At 46.5% G+C, this 17064-nt stretch carries 15 protein-coding genes; 3 read left to right on the top strand and 12 right to left on the bottom strand.

Features of this window, described 5'->3' with window-relative positions; all coding sequences use genetic code 11:
• Nucleotides 1–16: 16 nt before the first annotated feature.
• A complete protein-coding gene (locus H7F20_RS05950; protein ID WP_185785193.1) occupies nt 17–739 on the bottom strand; it encodes a DUF6090 family protein in 723 nt (240 codons plus the stop codon).
• A gap of 365 nt (nt 740–1104) precedes the next feature.
• Between H7F20_RS05950 and H7F20_RS05945 the strand changes: the two genes are divergently transcribed.
• The 3 genes from H7F20_RS05945 (at nt 1105) to H7F20_RS05935 (ending at nt 5669) form a co-directional block, all read left to right on the top strand.
• Nucleotides 1105–2133 carry a kelch repeat-containing protein gene (locus H7F20_RS05945; protein WP_185785192.1) on the top strand — a complete coding sequence of 343 codons (1029 nt, stop codon included), beginning with the start codon at nt 1105–1107 and terminating at the stop codon, nt 2131–2133.
• Between the two features lie 391 nt (nt 2134–2524).
• A complete protein-coding gene (locus tag H7F20_RS16000) occupies nt 2525–5197 on the top strand; it encodes a thrombospondin type 3 repeat-containing protein (RefSeq protein ID WP_185785191.1) in 2673 nt (890 codons plus the stop codon).
• A gap of 169 nt (nt 5198–5366) precedes the next feature.
• Nucleotides 5367–5669 (top strand): hypothetical protein, encoded by a 303-nt coding sequence (locus H7F20_RS05935; RefSeq protein ID WP_185785190.1) that lies wholly within the window; start codon nt 5367–5369, stop codon nt 5667–5669.
• Here the strand turns inward: H7F20_RS05935 and H7F20_RS05930 are convergent.
• The 11 genes from H7F20_RS05930 to H7F20_RS05880 all read right to left on the bottom strand — a co-directional run bounded on the left by H7F20_RS05930 (nt 5662) and on the right by H7F20_RS05880 (nt 16969).
• Entirely contained in the window at nt 5662–6360 is a 699-nt protein-coding gene (locus H7F20_RS05930; protein ID WP_185785189.1) for a hypothetical protein, read from the bottom strand. The genes H7F20_RS05935 and H7F20_RS05930 overlap by 8 nt on opposite strands.
• Complete coding sequence (locus H7F20_RS05925; RefSeq protein WP_185785188.1) at nt 6360–7169, bottom strand: hypothetical protein; 810 nt, start codon at nt 7167–7169, stop codon at nt 6360–6362. The genes H7F20_RS05930 and H7F20_RS05925 overlap by 1 nt, the downstream gene beginning before the upstream one ends.
• A complete protein-coding gene (locus tag H7F20_RS05920; RefSeq protein ID WP_185785187.1) occupies nt 7162–7599 on the bottom strand; it encodes a hypothetical protein in 438 nt (145 codons plus the stop codon). Before H7F20_RS05920 ends, H7F20_RS05925 begins: the two co-directional genes overlap by 8 nt.
• On the bottom strand, nt 7596–8219 hold the full coding sequence (locus H7F20_RS05915; protein WP_185785186.1) for a DUF6291 domain-containing protein: 624 nt from the start codon (nt 8217–8219) through the stop codon (nt 7596–7598). Before H7F20_RS05915 ends, H7F20_RS05920 begins: the two co-directional genes overlap by 4 nt.
• Complete coding sequence (locus tag H7F20_RS05910; protein WP_185785185.1) at nt 8219–8458, bottom strand: AlpA family transcriptional regulator; 240 nt, start codon at nt 8456–8458, stop codon at nt 8219–8221. Before H7F20_RS05910 ends, H7F20_RS05915 begins: the two co-directional genes overlap by 1 nt.
• Nucleotides 8459–8574: 116 nt before the next feature.
• Nucleotides 8575–9249: a hypothetical protein gene (locus H7F20_RS05905; protein ID WP_185785184.1), complete on the bottom strand. Its 675-nt coding sequence runs from the start codon at nt 9247–9249 to the stop codon at nt 8575–8577.
• A gap of 16 nt (nt 9250–9265) precedes the next feature.
• Nucleotides 9266–10318, bottom strand: coding sequence for a site-specific integrase (locus H7F20_RS05900; protein WP_185785183.1), 1053 nt, complete (start codon nt 10316–10318; stop codon nt 9266–9268).
• 581 nt (nt 10319–10899) lie between these two features.
• Nucleotides 10900–11901: a HupE/UreJ family protein gene (locus tag H7F20_RS05895; protein ID WP_185785182.1), complete on the bottom strand. Its 1002-nt coding sequence runs from the start codon at nt 11899–11901 to the stop codon at nt 10900–10902.
• A complete protein-coding gene (locus H7F20_RS05890; RefSeq protein ID WP_185785181.1) occupies nt 11894–12763 on the bottom strand; it encodes a peptidyl-prolyl cis-trans isomerase in 870 nt (289 codons plus the stop codon). The genes H7F20_RS05895 and H7F20_RS05890 overlap by 8 nt, the downstream gene beginning before the upstream one ends.
• 4 nt (nt 12764–12767) lie before the next feature.
• Nucleotides 12768–14648, bottom strand: coding sequence for a DUF3604 domain-containing protein (locus H7F20_RS05885; protein ID WP_185785180.1), 1881 nt, complete (start codon nt 14646–14648; stop codon nt 12768–12770).
• Between the two features lie 422 nt (nt 14649–15070).
• Complete coding sequence (locus tag H7F20_RS05880; RefSeq protein WP_185785179.1) at nt 15071–16969, bottom strand: DUF3604 domain-containing protein; 1899 nt, start codon at nt 16967–16969, stop codon at nt 15071–15073.
• Between the last annotated feature and the right edge of the window lie 95 nt (nt 16970–17064).

The raw sequence follows: 17064 nt of genomic DNA, 5'->3' as shown, positions 1-17064 counted from the left end.
ATCTATATCCGACGGTCTAACGTGTTTTAAGGTATTCTAAAATCCCGGCATTCAGTTTTTCGGTCTCTTTTTTCAAGTTCCCCAGCCATTCCTGGGAGTGTTCGTGCCAAAAACCCAGAACAGAAAGCCCGTTCAATATCTCTTCCGAACGAAGGGCTTCCATATTTGAGGGAGCGAATCGGCCCAATAGGCCCTTTGGCTTCTTATGAAAATGGCTTAAATACTCACTCCGGAATGAACTCATCAACTCATAATTCCTGTCGAGGTAATCAATCATGTTCGGGATGGAAATATCATAGTGGTACTGCAAGTCCTTTCGCAAGGAGTCATTTTCGATAATCTCAAAGCCTCTCGATTTGAGTAATTCATAGGGCGAGGTATTGAAAGAATAAACAGGGCGCAAAAATCCCGATTGCCATGAATTATCCAGCTCTTCGGTATAAGGCGCTTTGTCCTGCAAATAATCGAGAATCCGAGTAATATTAGAATCTTGTAGCTGCTTTATGGATATCCAGCTTTCCAATTGAACATGATCCGCCTGCAAGGCATTGGAAATTTCAATCAATGTTGACCTTTCCAAACGCCTGGTTCTTTTGGTCTCGTTCCAGTTATTCACCTGGAGTGCCAGTAGGATTCCTATCATCACCAAAATGACCTCTCCAATGGCATACAGCAGGTATTTGCTGAATTTGTTATCAGACAAGAGATGCTGACGAATTTGGCGGAAGAAGCGGAACATGGTTGAGGTTGGTTACCTCATCAAATTACGAAAATTGTTGTTCTCCTGCTCAAAGGATTGAGAACCAGGGACAGGATTCGGATTACGCTCTGCCCATTTAGACATCATCTCGATCGGAGTGGGCCTCAGCCACCTTTTAGAGAAGATCGTGGCTAAATGGTCCATACGGGTACTTAAATATAGAATCTGGGGCCATCCCTTTCCATGCCATATTTCTGAGAGGCATTTAACTCCAGGTAATCCACCCCGTCTTTTCGATATGAGGAATTATAGGCTTTGGGTAGTTACCATAGCCAGGATCGGAGAAAAATACGTATTTTAAAATCTCTTCCCTTTGATCCTTTGTATAGATAAATTCATTTGCTATGACCCGCATCCAAACACTCAATATCACCCTGCTGCTGGCACTATCCCTGTTGTCCTGTAAAAATCAGGGCGATACCCGGCAAAACTCTGTAGATACCGCTCAGGCTATCCGTAATCCCGCCTGGCATTTCGTGGAAAGCTCAGACGGCAGCGAGCCTGTCGCCCGGCATGAAGCCGCCTTTGTGGGGGTCGCCGACAAATTCTACCTGCTCGGCGGCCGCGGCATCCGCCCTGTGAGCATCTATGATACCCAAACCGGTACCTGGTCCAAAGGGCCGGAACCCCCCATTGAAATGCACCATTTTCAGCCGGTTGTGGTCGGCACCAAGGTCTATATCGTGGGAGCCTTGACAGGGGGCTGGCCCGAGGAATACCCCATCGATCATATCTACATATACGATACGGAAACCAATACCTGGAACATGGGGGATGCCATCCCGGAAGACCGACAAAGGGGCTCCACCGGCAATATCGTGATGGGAGACAAAATCTACCTGTTCTGCGGTATTAAAAACGGACATATCGGGGACCATAAGAAGTGGGCAGATAGTTATGATCTGACTAGCGGTGCCTGGGAAGTCCTGGCGGACGCCCCGCGCACGCGCGACCATTTTCAGGCCGCCTTGCACAACGGTAAAATCTATGCCCTGGGCGGTAGGAATACCGGATCGTCGGATACTCCATTCGGGGGCACGATCGCGGAAATAGATGCCTATGACATAGCCAGCAATACCTGGACTACCCTGCCACACCCCATTCCGACCGAACGTGCCGGAACCTTCTCGACGGTATATGACGGACACATCCTGGTGGCAGGCGGGGAATCCCCCGTTCAGGAAAAGGCGCATGCCGAAGTGGAAGGCGTGCACCCCGATACCGGGGAATGGAAATCCTATCCGAATTTTAACCAGGGACGGCACGGAACCGGACTGATCGTATTTGAGGGAGACTTGTATACCGCTTCGGGATGCGGCAACCGCGGCGGGACACCGGAGCTTACCACAATGGAAGTATTGTCGCTGGAGTAATCCCGGCTGTCCTCGGGATAATTAAAGGTAATCCTGGCAAATTCCATACATGACCAAGTGCTGAGGTGCAATATCATCGTACACGGTCTGCCCATTTAGGCATTATCTCATACGGAGTGGACCTCAGCTACCTTTCAGGGGAGATCGTCGCTAAATGGTCAAGAGTAACTCTTGTAATCGCCTCAATATGCGATTTTAGACCCTGCTTTTTATTGTTACCTACTATAAAACAGATAAGCTATTCATACTGTATTTTTTACTGTTTACGGAATAGTACAATGTTCCCTTGTTAATAATTCTTAAATTCCTTTCCCCTTTCTTAAATGGCCTTGGGTAACTCCATCGGTGCTCATTTCAGTTCCGATTTCTTCTGCTATCCCAATAATTCTGTATGAAAAGACAATTACTCCTATCATTTTTCCTTATTGGATTTGCTTCAATCCTTTATCTGGGCTGTACCAAAGAACCACCGGAAAAATTCGCCCTATCCATTGATGTTTCTCCAGAAGAAGGAGGTTCTATAAACCCGACCTCTGGCAGTTACGAAACAGGAACAAAGCTTACGCTCTCAGCAATTCCATCAGGCGGATATGATTTTGAAAGGTGGATCGGCGATATCAACGGCACTTCTAATCCGCTGGAGTTTACAATCACCAAAGACACTGAAGTCACCGCAGTATTTGTAAGGGAAGATCTGGATGGCGACGGGGTCGCTAATGAAGTCGATCAATGCCCAAATACCCAACCCGGTGAAGAGGTTGACGAAAACGGCTGTTCTGTTCGACAGTCAGATTCTGATGGAGATGGAATTAATGACAACAATGATCTTTGCGGCGAAACTCCAGAAGGGGAAACAGTAAATTCTGATGGCTGCTCTGAAAGCCAGTTAGATGATGATGTAGACGGGGTTTTCAACAGCTTGGACCTCTGCCCGGATACACCTTCGGGTGAAGAGGTTGATGGCAATGGATGCTCCGAGAGCCAGAAAGATACAGACGGTGATGGAGTGGTTAATAGTCTGGATCAATGTCCAGGCACTCCAGAAGGCGCAACTGTAGATGAGAATGGGTGTTCCGATTCGCAAATTGACACAGATGGAGATGGCGTAATTGATAGTGTTGATGAATGTCCCGACACCCCCGTTGGCTCCAATGTGGATCTCCAGGGGTGCGCTCCAAGTCAAAAGGATACTGACGGGGATGGGGTTACCGATGATATAGATCAATGTGCGGATACGCCTGAAGGAGAAGATGTGGATGAGTTTGGATGCTCTGCGTCCGAAACCGATGGAGATGGTGATGGAGTTACCAATGATCTGGATCAATGCCCTGGGACTCCTGAGGGAGAAACGGTTGATGAAAACGGCTGTTCCGATAGCCAAAAAGACTCTGATGGAGATGGAGTGTTAGACGAAGACGATATATGTCCTAATACTGCCGATGGGGCTGTGGTTGATGCAGATGGATGTTCCGATGCCCAAAAGGATAGCGATAATGATGGGGTAAAAGACAATATCGACCAATGTCCCAATACTCCATCAGGAGCATCGGTGGATGCCAACGGTTGTTCTGATGGGCAAAAGGATACAGATGGAGACGGGGTTACCGATGACCGGGATAATTGCTCGGGTACACCAACGGGAGAGAGTGTAGATGCCAATGGGTGTTCAGATAGTCAAAAAGACTCGGATAATGATGGCGTTAGCAATGATCTTGATCAATGTCCCGGGACTCCCTCAGGGGAGGCAGTCAATGGAGTTGGATGTTCACAGAGCCAACTGGACGAAGACGGAGATGGCGTGGCAGATGATAACGATCAATGCCCCAACACTCCTACTGGCGAATCAGTTGACACCAATGGGTGTTCAGAAAGTCAGAAAGATGCTGATGGCGATGGTGTTGCAGACAGCATTGATGAGTGTCCGGGAACCCCATCAGGTGCAACTGTAAATCCTCAAGGTTGCTCTTCTTCCCAAATAGACTCAGATGGGGATGGGGTAAATAATGATGATGATTTATGCCCCGATACACCCAGTGGCGAAATTGTTGATGCGGATGGATGCTCCGATAGCCAGAAGGATTCGGATGGTGATGGCATAGCAGATGACATAGATGCCTGTGCCGGGACGGAGTCAGGGGCAACGGTAAATAATGAAGGGTGTCAGGTAACTTTTGTTCCGGATGATAAATTCGAGCAATTTTTGATAGATAATGGATACGATGATGTTTTGGACGATTATGTTTTAACTCAGAACATGAGATCAATTGAGAGCTTGGCAATAAGTGCTATTCAGTTTCCAGGACCATACCCGGTAGAAGTTGATTTTACAGGTATCGAGGACTGTATATCACTGGCTTCCTTGAGTTTTACTGGAAGCATTATATATAAAGGAGGACTCACTCTAAATGGACTTGCTCAACTGAGGAGAGTTGATTTTAACGGTAATGTCTCTTTCCAAACTGATCCGATTGTTATTTCCAACAATGATAATTTGGAAATAGTTTATTTCACTGATTTTGATACAGATATAGTGAACATTTCGAATAATCCGAATCTGATAGACTTGTTCATGGTAGAAACAAGTTTCCAAGAATTGGAAATAATTAATAATTCGGCTTTTGAGAATCTTGAATTATTTGATGGTTATTCTGCTTCCTTAACTTTTTCTAATAACCCGTCTACTATTTCACTACCAGCATCTGGAATAGCATTGCAAGGTGTTCGAAGGTGTACTATTACAAATAACTTGAATTTAGAATCCTTTAGTTTTGATCCTTCTTCTCCTGGGGCAAGTGGTTTGGAGGAAGTTTTGGCAACTAACAATCCAAAACTAAATTCTATTGGATTCGGACTCTCAGAATTGACTTACCCGAATCTGTTTCAGATTGATATTTCCAATTGTAATTTCTCAAGTTTTGATGCTAGCCCATTTTCGAACCTGACGCAATTCAATGTTACTAATAATCCATTATCCTGTATTCAGGTCACTCAAGAACAATTAGATAATATCCCGGCAAATTGGATCAAAGATCCAGAAGATGTTTATTCATTGGATTGTAATTAAATTGGGTTTCCCCAAAAACATTCCATTAGAGGTGAAAATTATTTTACGGTCGAATATCTAAGATGTGGTTGTGATAGTTTGGAAATAATAATGTTGGCCTGCCGTGAATTAATGAATTTCATATTTCCTTGAGAAAATAATTTTTCGATTAATTGAAACTCAAAAGTTGATGGAAAGAAAATTATCAATAATTATATGTCTAATATTCTTTTCATGTGGTGAAATTGACGGCAATCATGGAGACAATGCAAGAGTAATGGTTTGGCAATTTGTCAAAGATAATTTGAGAGACCCAGGATCCGCTGATTTCGGATTATGTGAAATGACAAAAACTTCAGATAATGGTTGGGAGACTGACTGTTATGTGGATGCGAAAAATGGATTTGGAGGTACTGAAAGACTTTATTTTTATTGTAAAGTTAGACTGGTGAAGGAGAGTGCATGGGAGTTAGAAAAATTGACTTTCAAGTAGTCATGTCTTCCATTTTTTTGTCACAATCCTTTGCTTGTAGGCCTTCTGAAATTAGCTCCGCAATCTGCTCGGTTATTTCTTTTGGCAACTGGTCTAATTCTTCCCTGGTTATCTTAAGATTATTGATCTGAATGTAGTTGTTTATGTTGGAAGCTGAGGATTTCTTTGAAAATCCTGTTAATTCAATAAAAGTCTTCAAGGCACCTGCATTTCTATCCACCACGCCAATATAATAAAGGTGTTCTAGGGCCCTTTTAGCCATCAGCTCGTGCTTTCCCCGTATCAGTTTATCATAAGGCCTGAAATCGTCTAATTTTAGGTGCCTGTAAATGGTAGTCCTAGATAGACCCGTTTCTCGCTGTATCGCGGTTACCCCTGGAAAACAAATATTATTTACGATGTGGTTATGTATGCATGCTCCAATAATCAGGTAATTGGCCTCATAGGTAGTATTTCTGATTTTTGATGCTGCCTCTGGTTTCTCCTCCCATTCATCCAATGCAACTAACAAATCTTCATAGTCACTTTCGGTCTTGTTCTTTTCTGCATAGGCATTATTGAGTTTTGTAATGAAATGCTCTCCTAGCTCATCCGCATCATCGGGATTTGTTTTCAAATGCTGGTGCAAGTCGTCAATCGTCTTTATGCCACTGAAATCTGTAGCCTTTTGTAACCCTTTTTCCTTTTTCATTAAAATGCGGTATTCTCTTCTACAGGTAAATTTTGATCATTAATCCGAAACGAAAATTCCATAAAAGGATAGTTTCTGGTGTACTCTGGCGACACTCGAACAAGGTCATTCTCCCGATCAACAAATGCGACTGTTTCGGCCTTTTTTAGTATTGCACTCCCCAGATGTCCTGTGGGCTTTTGGGTACCGTGGTTTTTATGAAGAATGGTGATTATGTGGCAACTTGCCGTTGAGGTCCAAGACATGAACTTTTGCGCTAATTGATTCGACGCTTCAAGGTCATTAACATTATCCAACAGATCCGCTGCTCCATCTATGGCAACAAGCCCAATATGATTCCGGTATTCTGATTCCAGCAATAGATATTCGATGAACTCCCTGCGGATTTTCGGGGTCTCCTCCCGTAAAGCGAATGGTTTGTAATGATCATAGTCGGCCCCTATCATGGTTAGAACTCGTTTTGAGGCCCTGTGAACGTGATATCGGGATTGCTCTGTGTCAATATCCAATACAAACTTTTCGTTCGTTTCATGGCCTTTAAAATCGATAAAATAATTAGTGGCCTTACCTCCTATATATCCCGCTATTAATGCCGATTTTAGGTATGTCTTCATACTCTTGCTAGCACCAACGATACAACTAAAGTCACCATAACTCCCAAAAGGAATCGGATACCCTCCTGGTGATGTTCCAATACTAATCGCTACGGGTTGCCTTTCTATAGTTTCATTGAGATTGACAAAGAATTTTTTTTGTAGGGACACGTAGTCCTGCTTTTCGATACCATTTGGAACTATAGGCTCAAACATTACACATGAATTTTATTTGCGCGTACAATTGCCTAAGATTCCAATCAAGCTCTTCTGGTCTATAAAATGTTTTGAGTTGGTCTAGATAGGCTAAATCGTGAAAGGAGCGAATCGTTTTCGTCTCTGTATAGCGGTCTAAGGCTGCACTTCGCAAGGAACGGGAAATAGAATCCATGGTTTCTGAAGTTGGTTTTGCTAAACTTCGAACGAACTCTTTCTGGATAATCCTATCAGTAGGCTCGGTTTTATAATGCAACATTTGCGATAACCAAAGCCGACAAAACGCCTTGAAACCAACCTCGTCATCGTAATGGTGTGTGGCATATTCTAGAATCGTGCTTATGGCCTCCCTATCTTTTTCGTTAACCACAATTTTTGGGCAGGAACTAAAACGCCATCTGACATACTTTTCAGCTTCTCCTAGTTTCATAGCGCACCAATTTTTCGGGTTTTGTATTCCTCCAACATCTGATGCTGATCTTGTTTATCCAGCCAGTGCACAAAGTGCTGTTTGAAGCTGCCTAGACCATCGTGTTCTTTTTCGGTGGCCTTAAGATGCTCCAGGAATTTGTCCAAGACTCGCCAGATCCTTGTCGACCTCAGCCCATGCTTGCGACAAATCCCATCCAGCCACGGCGCATAATCTGTATTCTTTTTTTCTTTTAGGATGTCTATGTACTGTCTATTATTAATAGCGTTTACATATACGCTAGCACTAACAGCTTGATCCGCTAAGGGTCGCTTAGCGTTTTTAGCGGTCGCTACATCCGCTTGGGATCCCTTCAAATTCTCAGCTCTCTTTAGCCCTCCCTTTCGGCCCGCTTGTCGGGCTTGTTCACGTTTTTGTTCCCATTTCTTCAAATCCCTTCTTAGTCCTTGTTTTATGGGCTCGAAGGCAACCTCCAGCAACTGGTTTTCCAAAACTGGATTCTCGTCATTAACATAGGCCAGGATATGTTTAAAAAGCTGTCCTGCCTGTTCATCCGTAAGTTTATTCACCGTATGAATTAGGTCACTATACAGTAGAAATGATGCTTTGTCGGCGGCCATCACATTCTCTTTTTACCAAGAAGATAATTGGCTGCTTGCACCTCCACGTCTTCCGAATTTATGGCTTCCCGCTTACCTTGAAGTAGATAGGCGTTTAGATCCTCTTTTTTAAAGAAAACCGTCTTACCGTTCGGCTTATAGTGGTCGATTTTCCGGTAATGCGTGAGTTTGTATAGATGACTTTTACTGTAGCCTGTATATTTGGCTGCTTCCTCCAGATTTAAAATTTCCTTGACCATTTTTATCGTATTTATTATTAATAAAAATGGATAGCGCTATCCTGTAATGTAACTACATGACAAAGATTACATGGAAAAGAAAGAAAAGATTGGTTACTGTAGGTTTACAGTAAACTTTATTCGCTCAATTTATCCTCAATAGTCCTCTTTAGCCCTCTGAGCATCTGATAGTATGATTTCGAATATTTGATGGCTTTATCCTTCTTATTCGTTTTGGTAGATTTTGCACTGTTCGGGTTAATGGCCTTTCCCCTTGCGGTAAAGAATTTTGCCAATTTAGGATAGAAGCCGCCATTTTTATGTGTTACATCAGAGGGCTCCTTAACAATATCTGCGTCAACCAGCAAATCAAAGAAGTGAACAAGATCTGTTTGATTGAGATTGAAATCTAATGGCTGTAGGTTACTGTTCGATGAGGCAACGGAAGACATCTTTGACTGAAGAAAGTGAACTATTTCATTAAGTCTAATCCTTAGGAAAGTTTTATCAAAGGGTTCTGTCGCAGAGAATCCCGGAGTACTATCAAATATTGGTAATTCGTGCTCCCTTTTGTAGTCCCTTGATAAATCGGAATATGCCGTTTTAAAGTCAAAGTAAAAATCCATAAAACTCCGATCCGGATTGTTAACTTTTTTGCCTTCCAAGTAGGCCAAATATTCAACATACTTTTTTAGTTCTTCTCTAAGAAATTCCTCGTGATCTTCAGTATTATATTTGGCTTTAAATCTTGAGCTTAGTCCATCGAAATCTGCCTTATACTCATCTAATATTATATAAAGTTTTTCGCTCATTCTTTAATTAATTAATCTAGTCCAGACTTGAAGTAGCATCATCCTTAATGCTGTTTACATAGTTCAAATATTTAATTGTATGTGCCGTCCCACTATGACCAAGAGCATCCGCCACAGTTTTTAGGTTTGCACCATTGGATAGAAGTCTTACTGCAAACGTATGTCTGCCGCAATAAAAGGTAATGTTCTTATCAATACCAGCCCTTCTCATCATATTAGTTAGGTTCTTTTTGATAGCTACCTCTGAAAGAAATTTGCCCTTATGCTTTAAATCGAAAATCAGTCCATTACCGGGCTCGCCCAATAGTTCCTGGGCAAATGGGCTTAACTTGATGTTTATTTCCCTTCTAGTTTTAATGCGATCAATAACTAGTCTGTCATTTACGATATTCTTCCAAGTCAGACTTTTAAATTCGGCGTATCCGAGTCCTGTATAACATGCGAAAAGAAAGGCTCGCTTTACGTTCTCATTCCCGCAATAGGTGCTTTTTAAAGCCTGTATTTCATCCTCGGTAAGGATTTGCTTGGTTAAAGTTGTTTCTGCTTTCTTGTTGCTTGACTCCCACCTAACTCTTTTATATACCGTATCTTTTATGTAGCCTTCCCTTTCGGCATTGATCAGGACTTTTTTGAATCGCTTCCAATAGCTATATGGAGTTTCTCCTTTTAGCCCAGCCTCATGAACCAAATAGTACTTGAATTTTTCTAGATGGATTTGACTGAGGTTACTTAATGTAAAGTTCGGGCGTTGAAGAAATTCCTGGAATTTGTTTATGGCGTTACGGATACTTCTAATATCCCTTTGTTTATAGTTTTGCAGATAGTGGTCAAAGTATTTTGAAACAGTGACTTTTTTCTTGTGCTTTGGGATAAAGTTGGTACCCTCACTTTCGAGTTCCAGGGATCTGGCAGCTCTAATGGTTTCAGCTAGTTGCTTTTTCTGTTTCTTGTCATCATTCTTCTCTACTGCATGAAGCCATTCATAACTCCTTACCCCATTATGGTAGATATCGAGGTAATATCGTTTTCTACCATTTTTTAGTTTTCGTTCCCTTAATTTTACTCCCATTTATATCCTGATGTTTTCACCATCATTTTATTAGTCACAAAATAGTAACGGTTTGTACAGTAAAAATAGGAAATAAAGAGAAAAGAATGATAGAATATAATTGTATATGTAATTGAATTACAGTAATATTAGTTTTCAGAAGGTTTCCTTTGATTTCAAGGTTTTGTACCCGTCCCGAGTACGGATAAGAGGAAAAGTCAGAGCGATTGCTCTGACTTTTTTGTTTTTAAGACCTGAGCCAGGCTTGCCTGAGCGAATGGGCGAAAAACAAAAAAGAACGGCCCGCCATGCGGGCAGGCTTTTCCTCTTTCAAAACGTTCGGGCGGGACTCACCGAGCCGAAAGGCGAGGTAATTCCCGCATGATGGAAGGCAGGGGTCTTTCGGGCGGGACTCACCGACTGCGCAGCAGGAGGTAATTCCCGCATGATGGAAGGCAGGGCCTTTCGGGCGGGACTCCTGAGGCAGCAAACGAGGCCGTTCCCATCCCGGGAACTGTTAACGCCCTTAATCAATTGATTTTGTAGGTTTTCAAATTCCGAATCCATTTATACTGGCCTGAATTTCGCTGATCCTTCCCACCTCAAAAGGCGACAATGCGCTCTATCAGCCAGAAAGCAGCGAGGGAACCGATGGCATAGGTTGGAGCCTTTTTCAGGAGCACCGGCCAGGATATTTTAACCGCCAGCAACCGCATGGCCAGGACGACCGCCAGAACAAAGGCAATCTGCCCCAATTCAACGCCAATATTGAAGAAGGCCAGGGCCAGGGGAATCTCATTCTGCGGGAGGCCCACCTCAGCAAGTGCCCCTGCGAATCCCAGTCCGTGCAATAACCCGAATGTGAAGGCAACCAGCCAGGGTTTTCGGCTGGTCAGCGTTTCGGAACCCTGTTGGACCTTGAGGATCTCAGTGGCCAGAAACAGGATGCTCAGTGCGATTACCGCTTCTATAGGAGGGCCCGGGAATTGTACGATTCCCAGCACGGCCAGGCTGAGCGTTATGCTGTGGGCAATGGTGAAGGCCGTGATCGTCCTGATGATTTTGCCAAACCCCCGGGTGATGATGATCAGGGCAAGCACGAACAACAGGTGGTCCATACCGAACAAAATATGTTCAATTCCCAATAGGGTGTACGCCCGGACGATGCTCAGCTTATCGGCAGTTTCCGGGAAGTTTCCAAGGTTCGCATCCGGTTTGAGCATAAACGAGCCCTTGTCGCCGTTGAGGTACGAAACCGTTACAAGTACGTCGACCATGGTGCGCTCCAAACCGTCAATATACACCTGCTGCCCCGGGAGGGGCTGGCCGGATTTCAGTTCAAAGGAGTACAGCATTGCCCCGTCCACGGGTTTCGGTACGGAGGTATTGAGCAGTGCATCGGCACCGGGGAAAACCGGCTGGAGCCGGATCACCATTTCGCCTCTCCTCGGGATCTTCCAGATTACCTGGTAGGTGGTTTCGGTTATCTGGTCCACCTGCAGGTAGGCGGGCCGCATTTCATGGGCGAACGCACCGGCGGTCAGCCAGGCAGTGAGAAAAAAGCACCAGAAGGCCTTCCGGCCCGGGAGGTTGCGGTTACCCATTGATCTTTGCTATTATCTTTTCAGCGAGTCCCGGGGACAAATTGGCCTGAAGTTCGATATCATATCCGTTGCGCAACTGCTCATAGATGCGCTGCTGGCTTTCCCGTTCCTTTTCGTAGGCGTAGTCCCTTTCCAGGTCCCCCCGTACCTCTTCCAGGCCGGGCAGCCGGGGCGCCTCTTTTTCCTCTATATAGATGAGGTGCCAGCCATACCCGGACCGGACAGGGCCCGCCCACTTTTGGGCAGGCAGTCCACTGATGGCCTCACTGAAATCCCCGCCGAGTTCATGCTGTAATCTATCGGCATAGATACCTGTAAACCGTCCGGGGAGGGACAGGGCATCTCCGGCATTAACAGGGTCCACCTGTCCTGCCTGAATTTGGCCCAGCACCTTTTCCGCCTGCTTTCTGGGGTCGGAATGGTTGTCAAAGGTAAAAGCGACCTGGCGCAGCGTATACCTGGCCGGTAGCCGGTATTTATCCGCATTGGCCTGGTAATATTCCCGGAGGTCATTTTCCGACGGGTCATTAATGATAGCCGAGATGTCGTTGGACAGGAAGTCCATTTTCTGGGCCAACCGCCGTTTAACGACCTCGTCATCATGGTCCAGGTTCATTTTCAGGGCTTCCCGGTAAAGGATCTCCTCCCGGATTGCCGAACTGACTATCCCGACAAGTTCTTCTTCCGTAGGTTCCCGTTGCCAGGTGAGTTTGTAGATTTCCTGCATGTGTCTTAAGTCGCTGTCCGAGATCACGATCTCATCCCTGGAATCCTTATCTGAGGATATAACACTGTACAGGAGGAAGATTCCAAGCCCGATCAGCAGGAAATGGACCAAAGGTTCTTTAAGGAGCTTTTTCATTTTTTCAATTGGGATTGTACCAGATCGGGCTGCTCCAGGCACGTTCCTGTATGCTCACCGGCAGGTCTTCCCTGGGTTGCCTCCCCAGGGTTTTGGCATCATAGGTGCTCCATCGTGGCGTAGGGATCTGCAGGACCCGGACATAGTATACGGCATGCTGGGCCGGATCAAAGTCCGGGTCAGACCAGAGGGCCATTAATTCCACATCCCCGATATCGTTGGTATAGGAAGCATTGGCCGCATCCACGGTATTCCCCACGGCCGGTACATTTCCGGCTGCATCTGCCATGCGGTTATCCGATAGGGCGACATTGTATATTTTTTCATGCGTTGCGCCGCCTGCATCCACCCAACCCTTGATTACCTGGATGCGGTCCAGGTTGGCTCCGTCGGCTTCCTTGACGGCCTGGATAGCAAAAACCGGTACTTTTCCGTCACTGGCGGGTGAAAGATCACCGCCCATGGGGACGCCACTGGCATAGGCGGTTTCCAACCAGCCAGACATATCAAGCAGATTTTCCGGGTAGTCGTAACCAGCGAAGAAGCGCACCTTCATCCGGGGACCGGAAGTGGCATAAGTTTCCTTGTTTTTTATTGCTTCAAAGATTGCTTCTCTCGTGTTTGAAACTGCCCAGACGGCCGCAATGCCTGCCGAACTGAATTCCCTTACCTGTTTGGCCGCGGCCTCGCTGACGCCCGGAGGTCCGTCCAGGCGATGTTTGGGATCATTCTCAAAACCGAATTTCCCGGAATAATTGTCTTCCTCTACCGGAGATGCGGAATTATGGGTGTCCGAATCGCCGATAAACCCGTACTTGAAAGGGTTGCCCTTTCCCTCCATGTCATATTTGAGCGAACGGATAAGGGCCTCCCGCATGTAGCCGCCCTTTTTGTTCTCCGGAGGAGTCGCCGTGGACGCCAGTGTATAATCCCATAGTTCAAAAGAGGCGAATTCGTCATTCGGGGAAAGTTCAGGATGCGTTTCCGAAGTACCTTTGATTTGCGTAAGCTCGTAGACCGGTTCGTTCCTCATCCGGGTGGAGGCATATTCCTTGTTAATAGCACTGCCACCATAGGATTTCTCTTCAGGGAACATCAAACCGTCACTGGCGTTGCCATTGTGCGGTATGGCCAGTACTTCATTTCCGGACTGACGCTGATTGTCCATCCATTCCCATAGCCTTTCCGGCACATCCGAGTCAATGGCCGAAAAGGGCAACTCCGGGACATGGTCGGTATCCCTGAACAGGACGATCCGGTGCAGGTTTTGCCAATCCGGGTTGGAGGTCCACTCGTAGCCTGCAAAAGTTGTAAAACTGCCGGGGGCGTAATGCTGGTCTGCAATGCTTACGATATCTGACCAGACACTTCGCTGCAACTCGGGGCTTCCGAGGATGCTGTCGTTTCTCCGGTTCGAAATATCGTCGAGGATTGCGGTGTACGCATTGAATGATTTAACGGGGTCGTCTCCGATGATATCGGCTGCAAGGGGGTGTTTGCTAGCGGCACTGTTGGGGTCGTTCATCATGGGCAGGGCCCCCATGAATTCGGCATGGTCTGCAACCACATACCAGTCCAGTGGCGTTTTAATTTTAAGGGGCGTCCCATCTCCGCCACCCGGGATGGTCTCTCCCTTTGCCCACCTGTAGGCTTCCTCGGGACCAGATGCGGCCCCATTGATAAAGGCATCAAAAGACCACTTGGTATGTACGTGAAGGTTGCCAAAAAATACGTCCTTGTTCGGGTTTATGCTAACCACTCCCGGGGTGCCTTCACTCCCCGTCATGGCCCCATCTGACGCCTCCGGTTTTTTGTCTTCCCCGCATCCCGTAAACAGGAATAAAAATGAGATCAGGAATATTCTGGTAAAATTTTGTTTAATCATTAGCTTCTAAATTGGGTGAATAAAAAGGTGGGCGTTTTCATATAAACTGGTCGCCATGACTGCTAGCCATTCAACGCCGTTCCTTCGCATCCGGACTTTAACGGCAATTCAAAACACTTTTGAATTAACCAGGATCTCTGCAATGGCACTAAGCCTGTTGGCCTGTTTTTACTTAAACAAAAGGGGGCTTTTATTAGGAAATATAGTAATTTTCTGTTCAAGTTTTTCTAAACCGGATCTTTGATCCAGGAATTGTAGATAACCATTTAAGATGCTGAAACAGTGCTAACCCGCCCGTGAATCTTCAGCTTTTTGATCAGTTCGGCAACCGAAGATACAGGCAGCTCAGATTATGAGTACTAAAATCAGCCTTTTATTCAATTGAAAAAGATTCAGAAGTTTTACATGCCCTATCCCATAACTCAATCCGGGTTGTACCAGATCGGGGATGAGTAGACCCGTTCCTGAATGGTGGCCGGATGCCCCGTTTCCTCCACCGGGATACCCAGCTCTATAGCATCCAGAAGGGAATACCTGGGGGTGGGGATTTCCAGAACGCGGACATAGTAAAAAGCACTTTTTGATGGGTCAAAATCCGGATCGGTCCATACGACCCGGAGTTCCGGGTCACCAATGGTATTGGTGTACTGGCCGGTTGCCAGGTCCACGGTGTTGCCCACCGCTACCGATCCATGCGTACGCCCGTCGGAAAGGGCAACGTCATAGACCCGCTCCATGGTTTCGCCATCCGGCTCCAACCAGCCTTTTACCACCTGTATCCTGTCCAGGTTCGCCGCATCGGGGTCTTTTAAGGCCCGGATCATGAATGTTGGAGCCGGTCCCCCATTCGGGTCAAGATCCCCTCCCATGGGCACACCTCGTTCGTATCCGGAGGCTACCATGTCACCGCTCATGTCGTCCTCGGAGAAATCAAATCCGCCGAAGAAGCGCAGGGTCATACGCGGACCGGTTGTGGCGTAAACCTCCTTCCGCTGAAAAGCATCAACCAGGCTCTGGCGCGTATTGCTTTCGGCCCAGACACCCACCCATCCGGCGGCGCCCATGTCCCAGCCCTTGGAAGACCCTATACCCGTTGGATGCGGACGTTTCTCGGGAAGCGCATCATGTTGCCCCTTGCCTGCAAAATTGGTCTCTTCGATGGAGGACATTCCGGTATGGGAATCCGAACTGCCCACCATACCCACCTTATAGGGGTTGACCCCGATTTTGCTTTCCAGGGCCAGGCCCCGCCTGAGGCCCGAACGCACGTAATCTGCTTCCGTAGGTGCAGGCCTACTGCCGTCTGGTGTAATTGCAAAATCATAGGTTTCAAAATCAGCAAATTCATCGTTGGGGGATAAGGCCGGGTGGGTTTCGGAATCACCCTTTATCTGGGTAACTTCCACAGACCGTTCCCACTTCATCCGCATTTCGGCATATTCCCGGTCTATCGGTTCGCCATTCAGACGTGTTTCGGGGAACATAAGGCCCAGACTGATATTGGGGTTATGTGGTATGGCTACAAACTCTGCATCCAACCGCGTGCTGGTTTGCTCCAGCCACGCCCACAAGTCCTCAGGGTTATCGCTGCTCAGCGCGCTGTAGGGCAGGAACTGTTTTGCCACCTCACCTCCCTGGGGCATGAACACCACACGGTGCAGGTTCGCTCCCCTGTTGTTGGAGGACCACTCCCAACCGATAAGCGTCGTAAAGGTTCCAGGGTCGTGGTGCTTCTCTGCGGTTTCAACATAACGCAACCACGCTTCCTTCCGCTTATCACCTCCAAGGTCCCCGATCAGGTCCTTGCTCCCGAGGTTTGCTTCATTGGGCTGATCAAACGCCGCATATTGGAGTATGTCGTAAATCTTTTGAAGCCCCTCCTCGGATTTATCGGGGGCAATCTTTAAAAAGGTCTCACCCGTTTTGGTGTCCGTTATACCCGGTGTATTTGCATACATCAAGGGTATTGCCCCCAGCAGCTCGGCGTGGTCTGCCACCACCAGGAAATCAAGCGGCTTACTGAGCTTCATGGGCCGGCCCGTTGTGGGACTCTCCACTTCCTCCCCCTTCGCAAAACGGTAGGCGATCTCCGGGGTGGAATTCGGGGTGCCGAATAAGAAAACGTCAAAGGAATTCCCGGTATGGTTATGCGTATCCCCCCAGTAAACCTCCCTGTTCGGGTTCACGCTGACCGCTCCCGGGGTGCCTTCACTCCCCGTCATGGCCCCATCTGACGCCTCCGGTTTTTTGTCTTCCCCGCATCCTGTAAACAGGAATAAAAAAGAGCTCAGGAAAATTCCGGTAAAATTTCGTTTAATCATTAGCTTCTAAATTGGGTGAATAAAAAGGGGGGCGTTTTCATACAAACTGGTTGCCATGACAACTAGCCATTCAAAGTCATTCCCTGGCATCCGGA

Source organism: Robiginitalea sp. SC105 (assembly GCF_014243345.1).
GTDB lineage: Bacteria > Bacteroidota > Bacteroidia > Flavobacteriales > Flavobacteriaceae > Robiginitalea.
Note: the sequence above shows the minus strand (reverse complement) of the source record. Positions and strands in the feature narration are given on the sequence as shown.

What these genes read in the sequence shown, in the direction of transcription:
- H7F20_RS05950 (WP_185785193.1), bottom strand. Translation starts at nt 739, where the DNA reads ATGTTCCGCTTCTTCCGCCAAATTCGTCAGCATCTCTTGTCTGATAAC.
- H7F20_RS05945 (WP_185785192.1), top strand. Translation starts at nt 1,105, where the DNA reads ATGACCCGCATCCAAACACTCAATATCACCCTGCTGCTGGCACTATCC.
- H7F20_RS16000 (WP_185785191.1), top strand. Translation starts at nt 2,525, where the DNA reads ATGAAAAGACAATTACTCCTATCATTTTTCCTTATTGGATTTGCTTCA.
- H7F20_RS05935 (WP_185785190.1), top strand. Translation starts at nt 5,367, where the DNA reads ATGGAAAGAAAATTATCAATAATTATATGTCTAATATTCTTTTCATGT.
- H7F20_RS05930 (WP_185785189.1), bottom strand. Translation starts at nt 6,360, where the DNA reads ATGAAAAAGGAAAAAGGGTTACAAAAGGCTACAGATTTCAGTGGCATA.
- H7F20_RS05925 (WP_185785188.1), bottom strand. Translation starts at nt 7,169, where the DNA reads ATGTTTGAGCCTATAGTTCCAAATGGTATCGAAAAGCAGGACTACGTG.
- H7F20_RS05920 (WP_185785187.1), bottom strand. Translation starts at nt 7,599, where the DNA reads ATGAAACTAGGAGAAGCTGAAAAGTATGTCAGATGGCGTTTTAGTTCC.
- H7F20_RS05915 (WP_185785186.1), bottom strand. Translation starts at nt 8,219, where the DNA reads ATGGCCGCCGACAAAGCATCATTTCTACTGTATAGTGACCTAATTCAT.
- H7F20_RS05910 (WP_185785185.1), bottom strand. Translation starts at nt 8,458, where the DNA reads ATGGTCAAGGAAATTTTAAATCTGGAGGAAGCAGCCAAATATACAGGC.
- H7F20_RS05905 (WP_185785184.1), bottom strand. Translation starts at nt 9,249, where the DNA reads ATGAGCGAAAAACTTTATATAATATTAGATGAGTATAAGGCAGATTTC.
- H7F20_RS05900 (WP_185785183.1), bottom strand. Translation starts at nt 10,318, where the DNA reads ATGGGAGTAAAATTAAGGGAACGAAAACTAAAAAATGGTAGAAAACGA.
- H7F20_RS05895 (WP_185785182.1), bottom strand. Translation starts at nt 11,901, where the DNA reads ATGGGTAACCGCAACCTCCCGGGCCGGAAGGCCTTCTGGTGCTTTTTT.
- H7F20_RS05890 (WP_185785181.1), bottom strand. Translation starts at nt 12,763, where the DNA reads ATGAAAAAGCTCCTTAAAGAACCTTTGGTCCATTTCCTGCTGATCGGG.
- H7F20_RS05885 (WP_185785180.1), bottom strand. Translation starts at nt 14,648, where the DNA reads ATGATTAAACAAAATTTTACCAGAATATTCCTGATCTCATTTTTATTC.
- H7F20_RS05880 (WP_185785179.1), bottom strand. Translation starts at nt 16,969, where the DNA reads ATGATTAAACGAAATTTTACCGGAATTTTCCTGAGCTCTTTTTTATTC.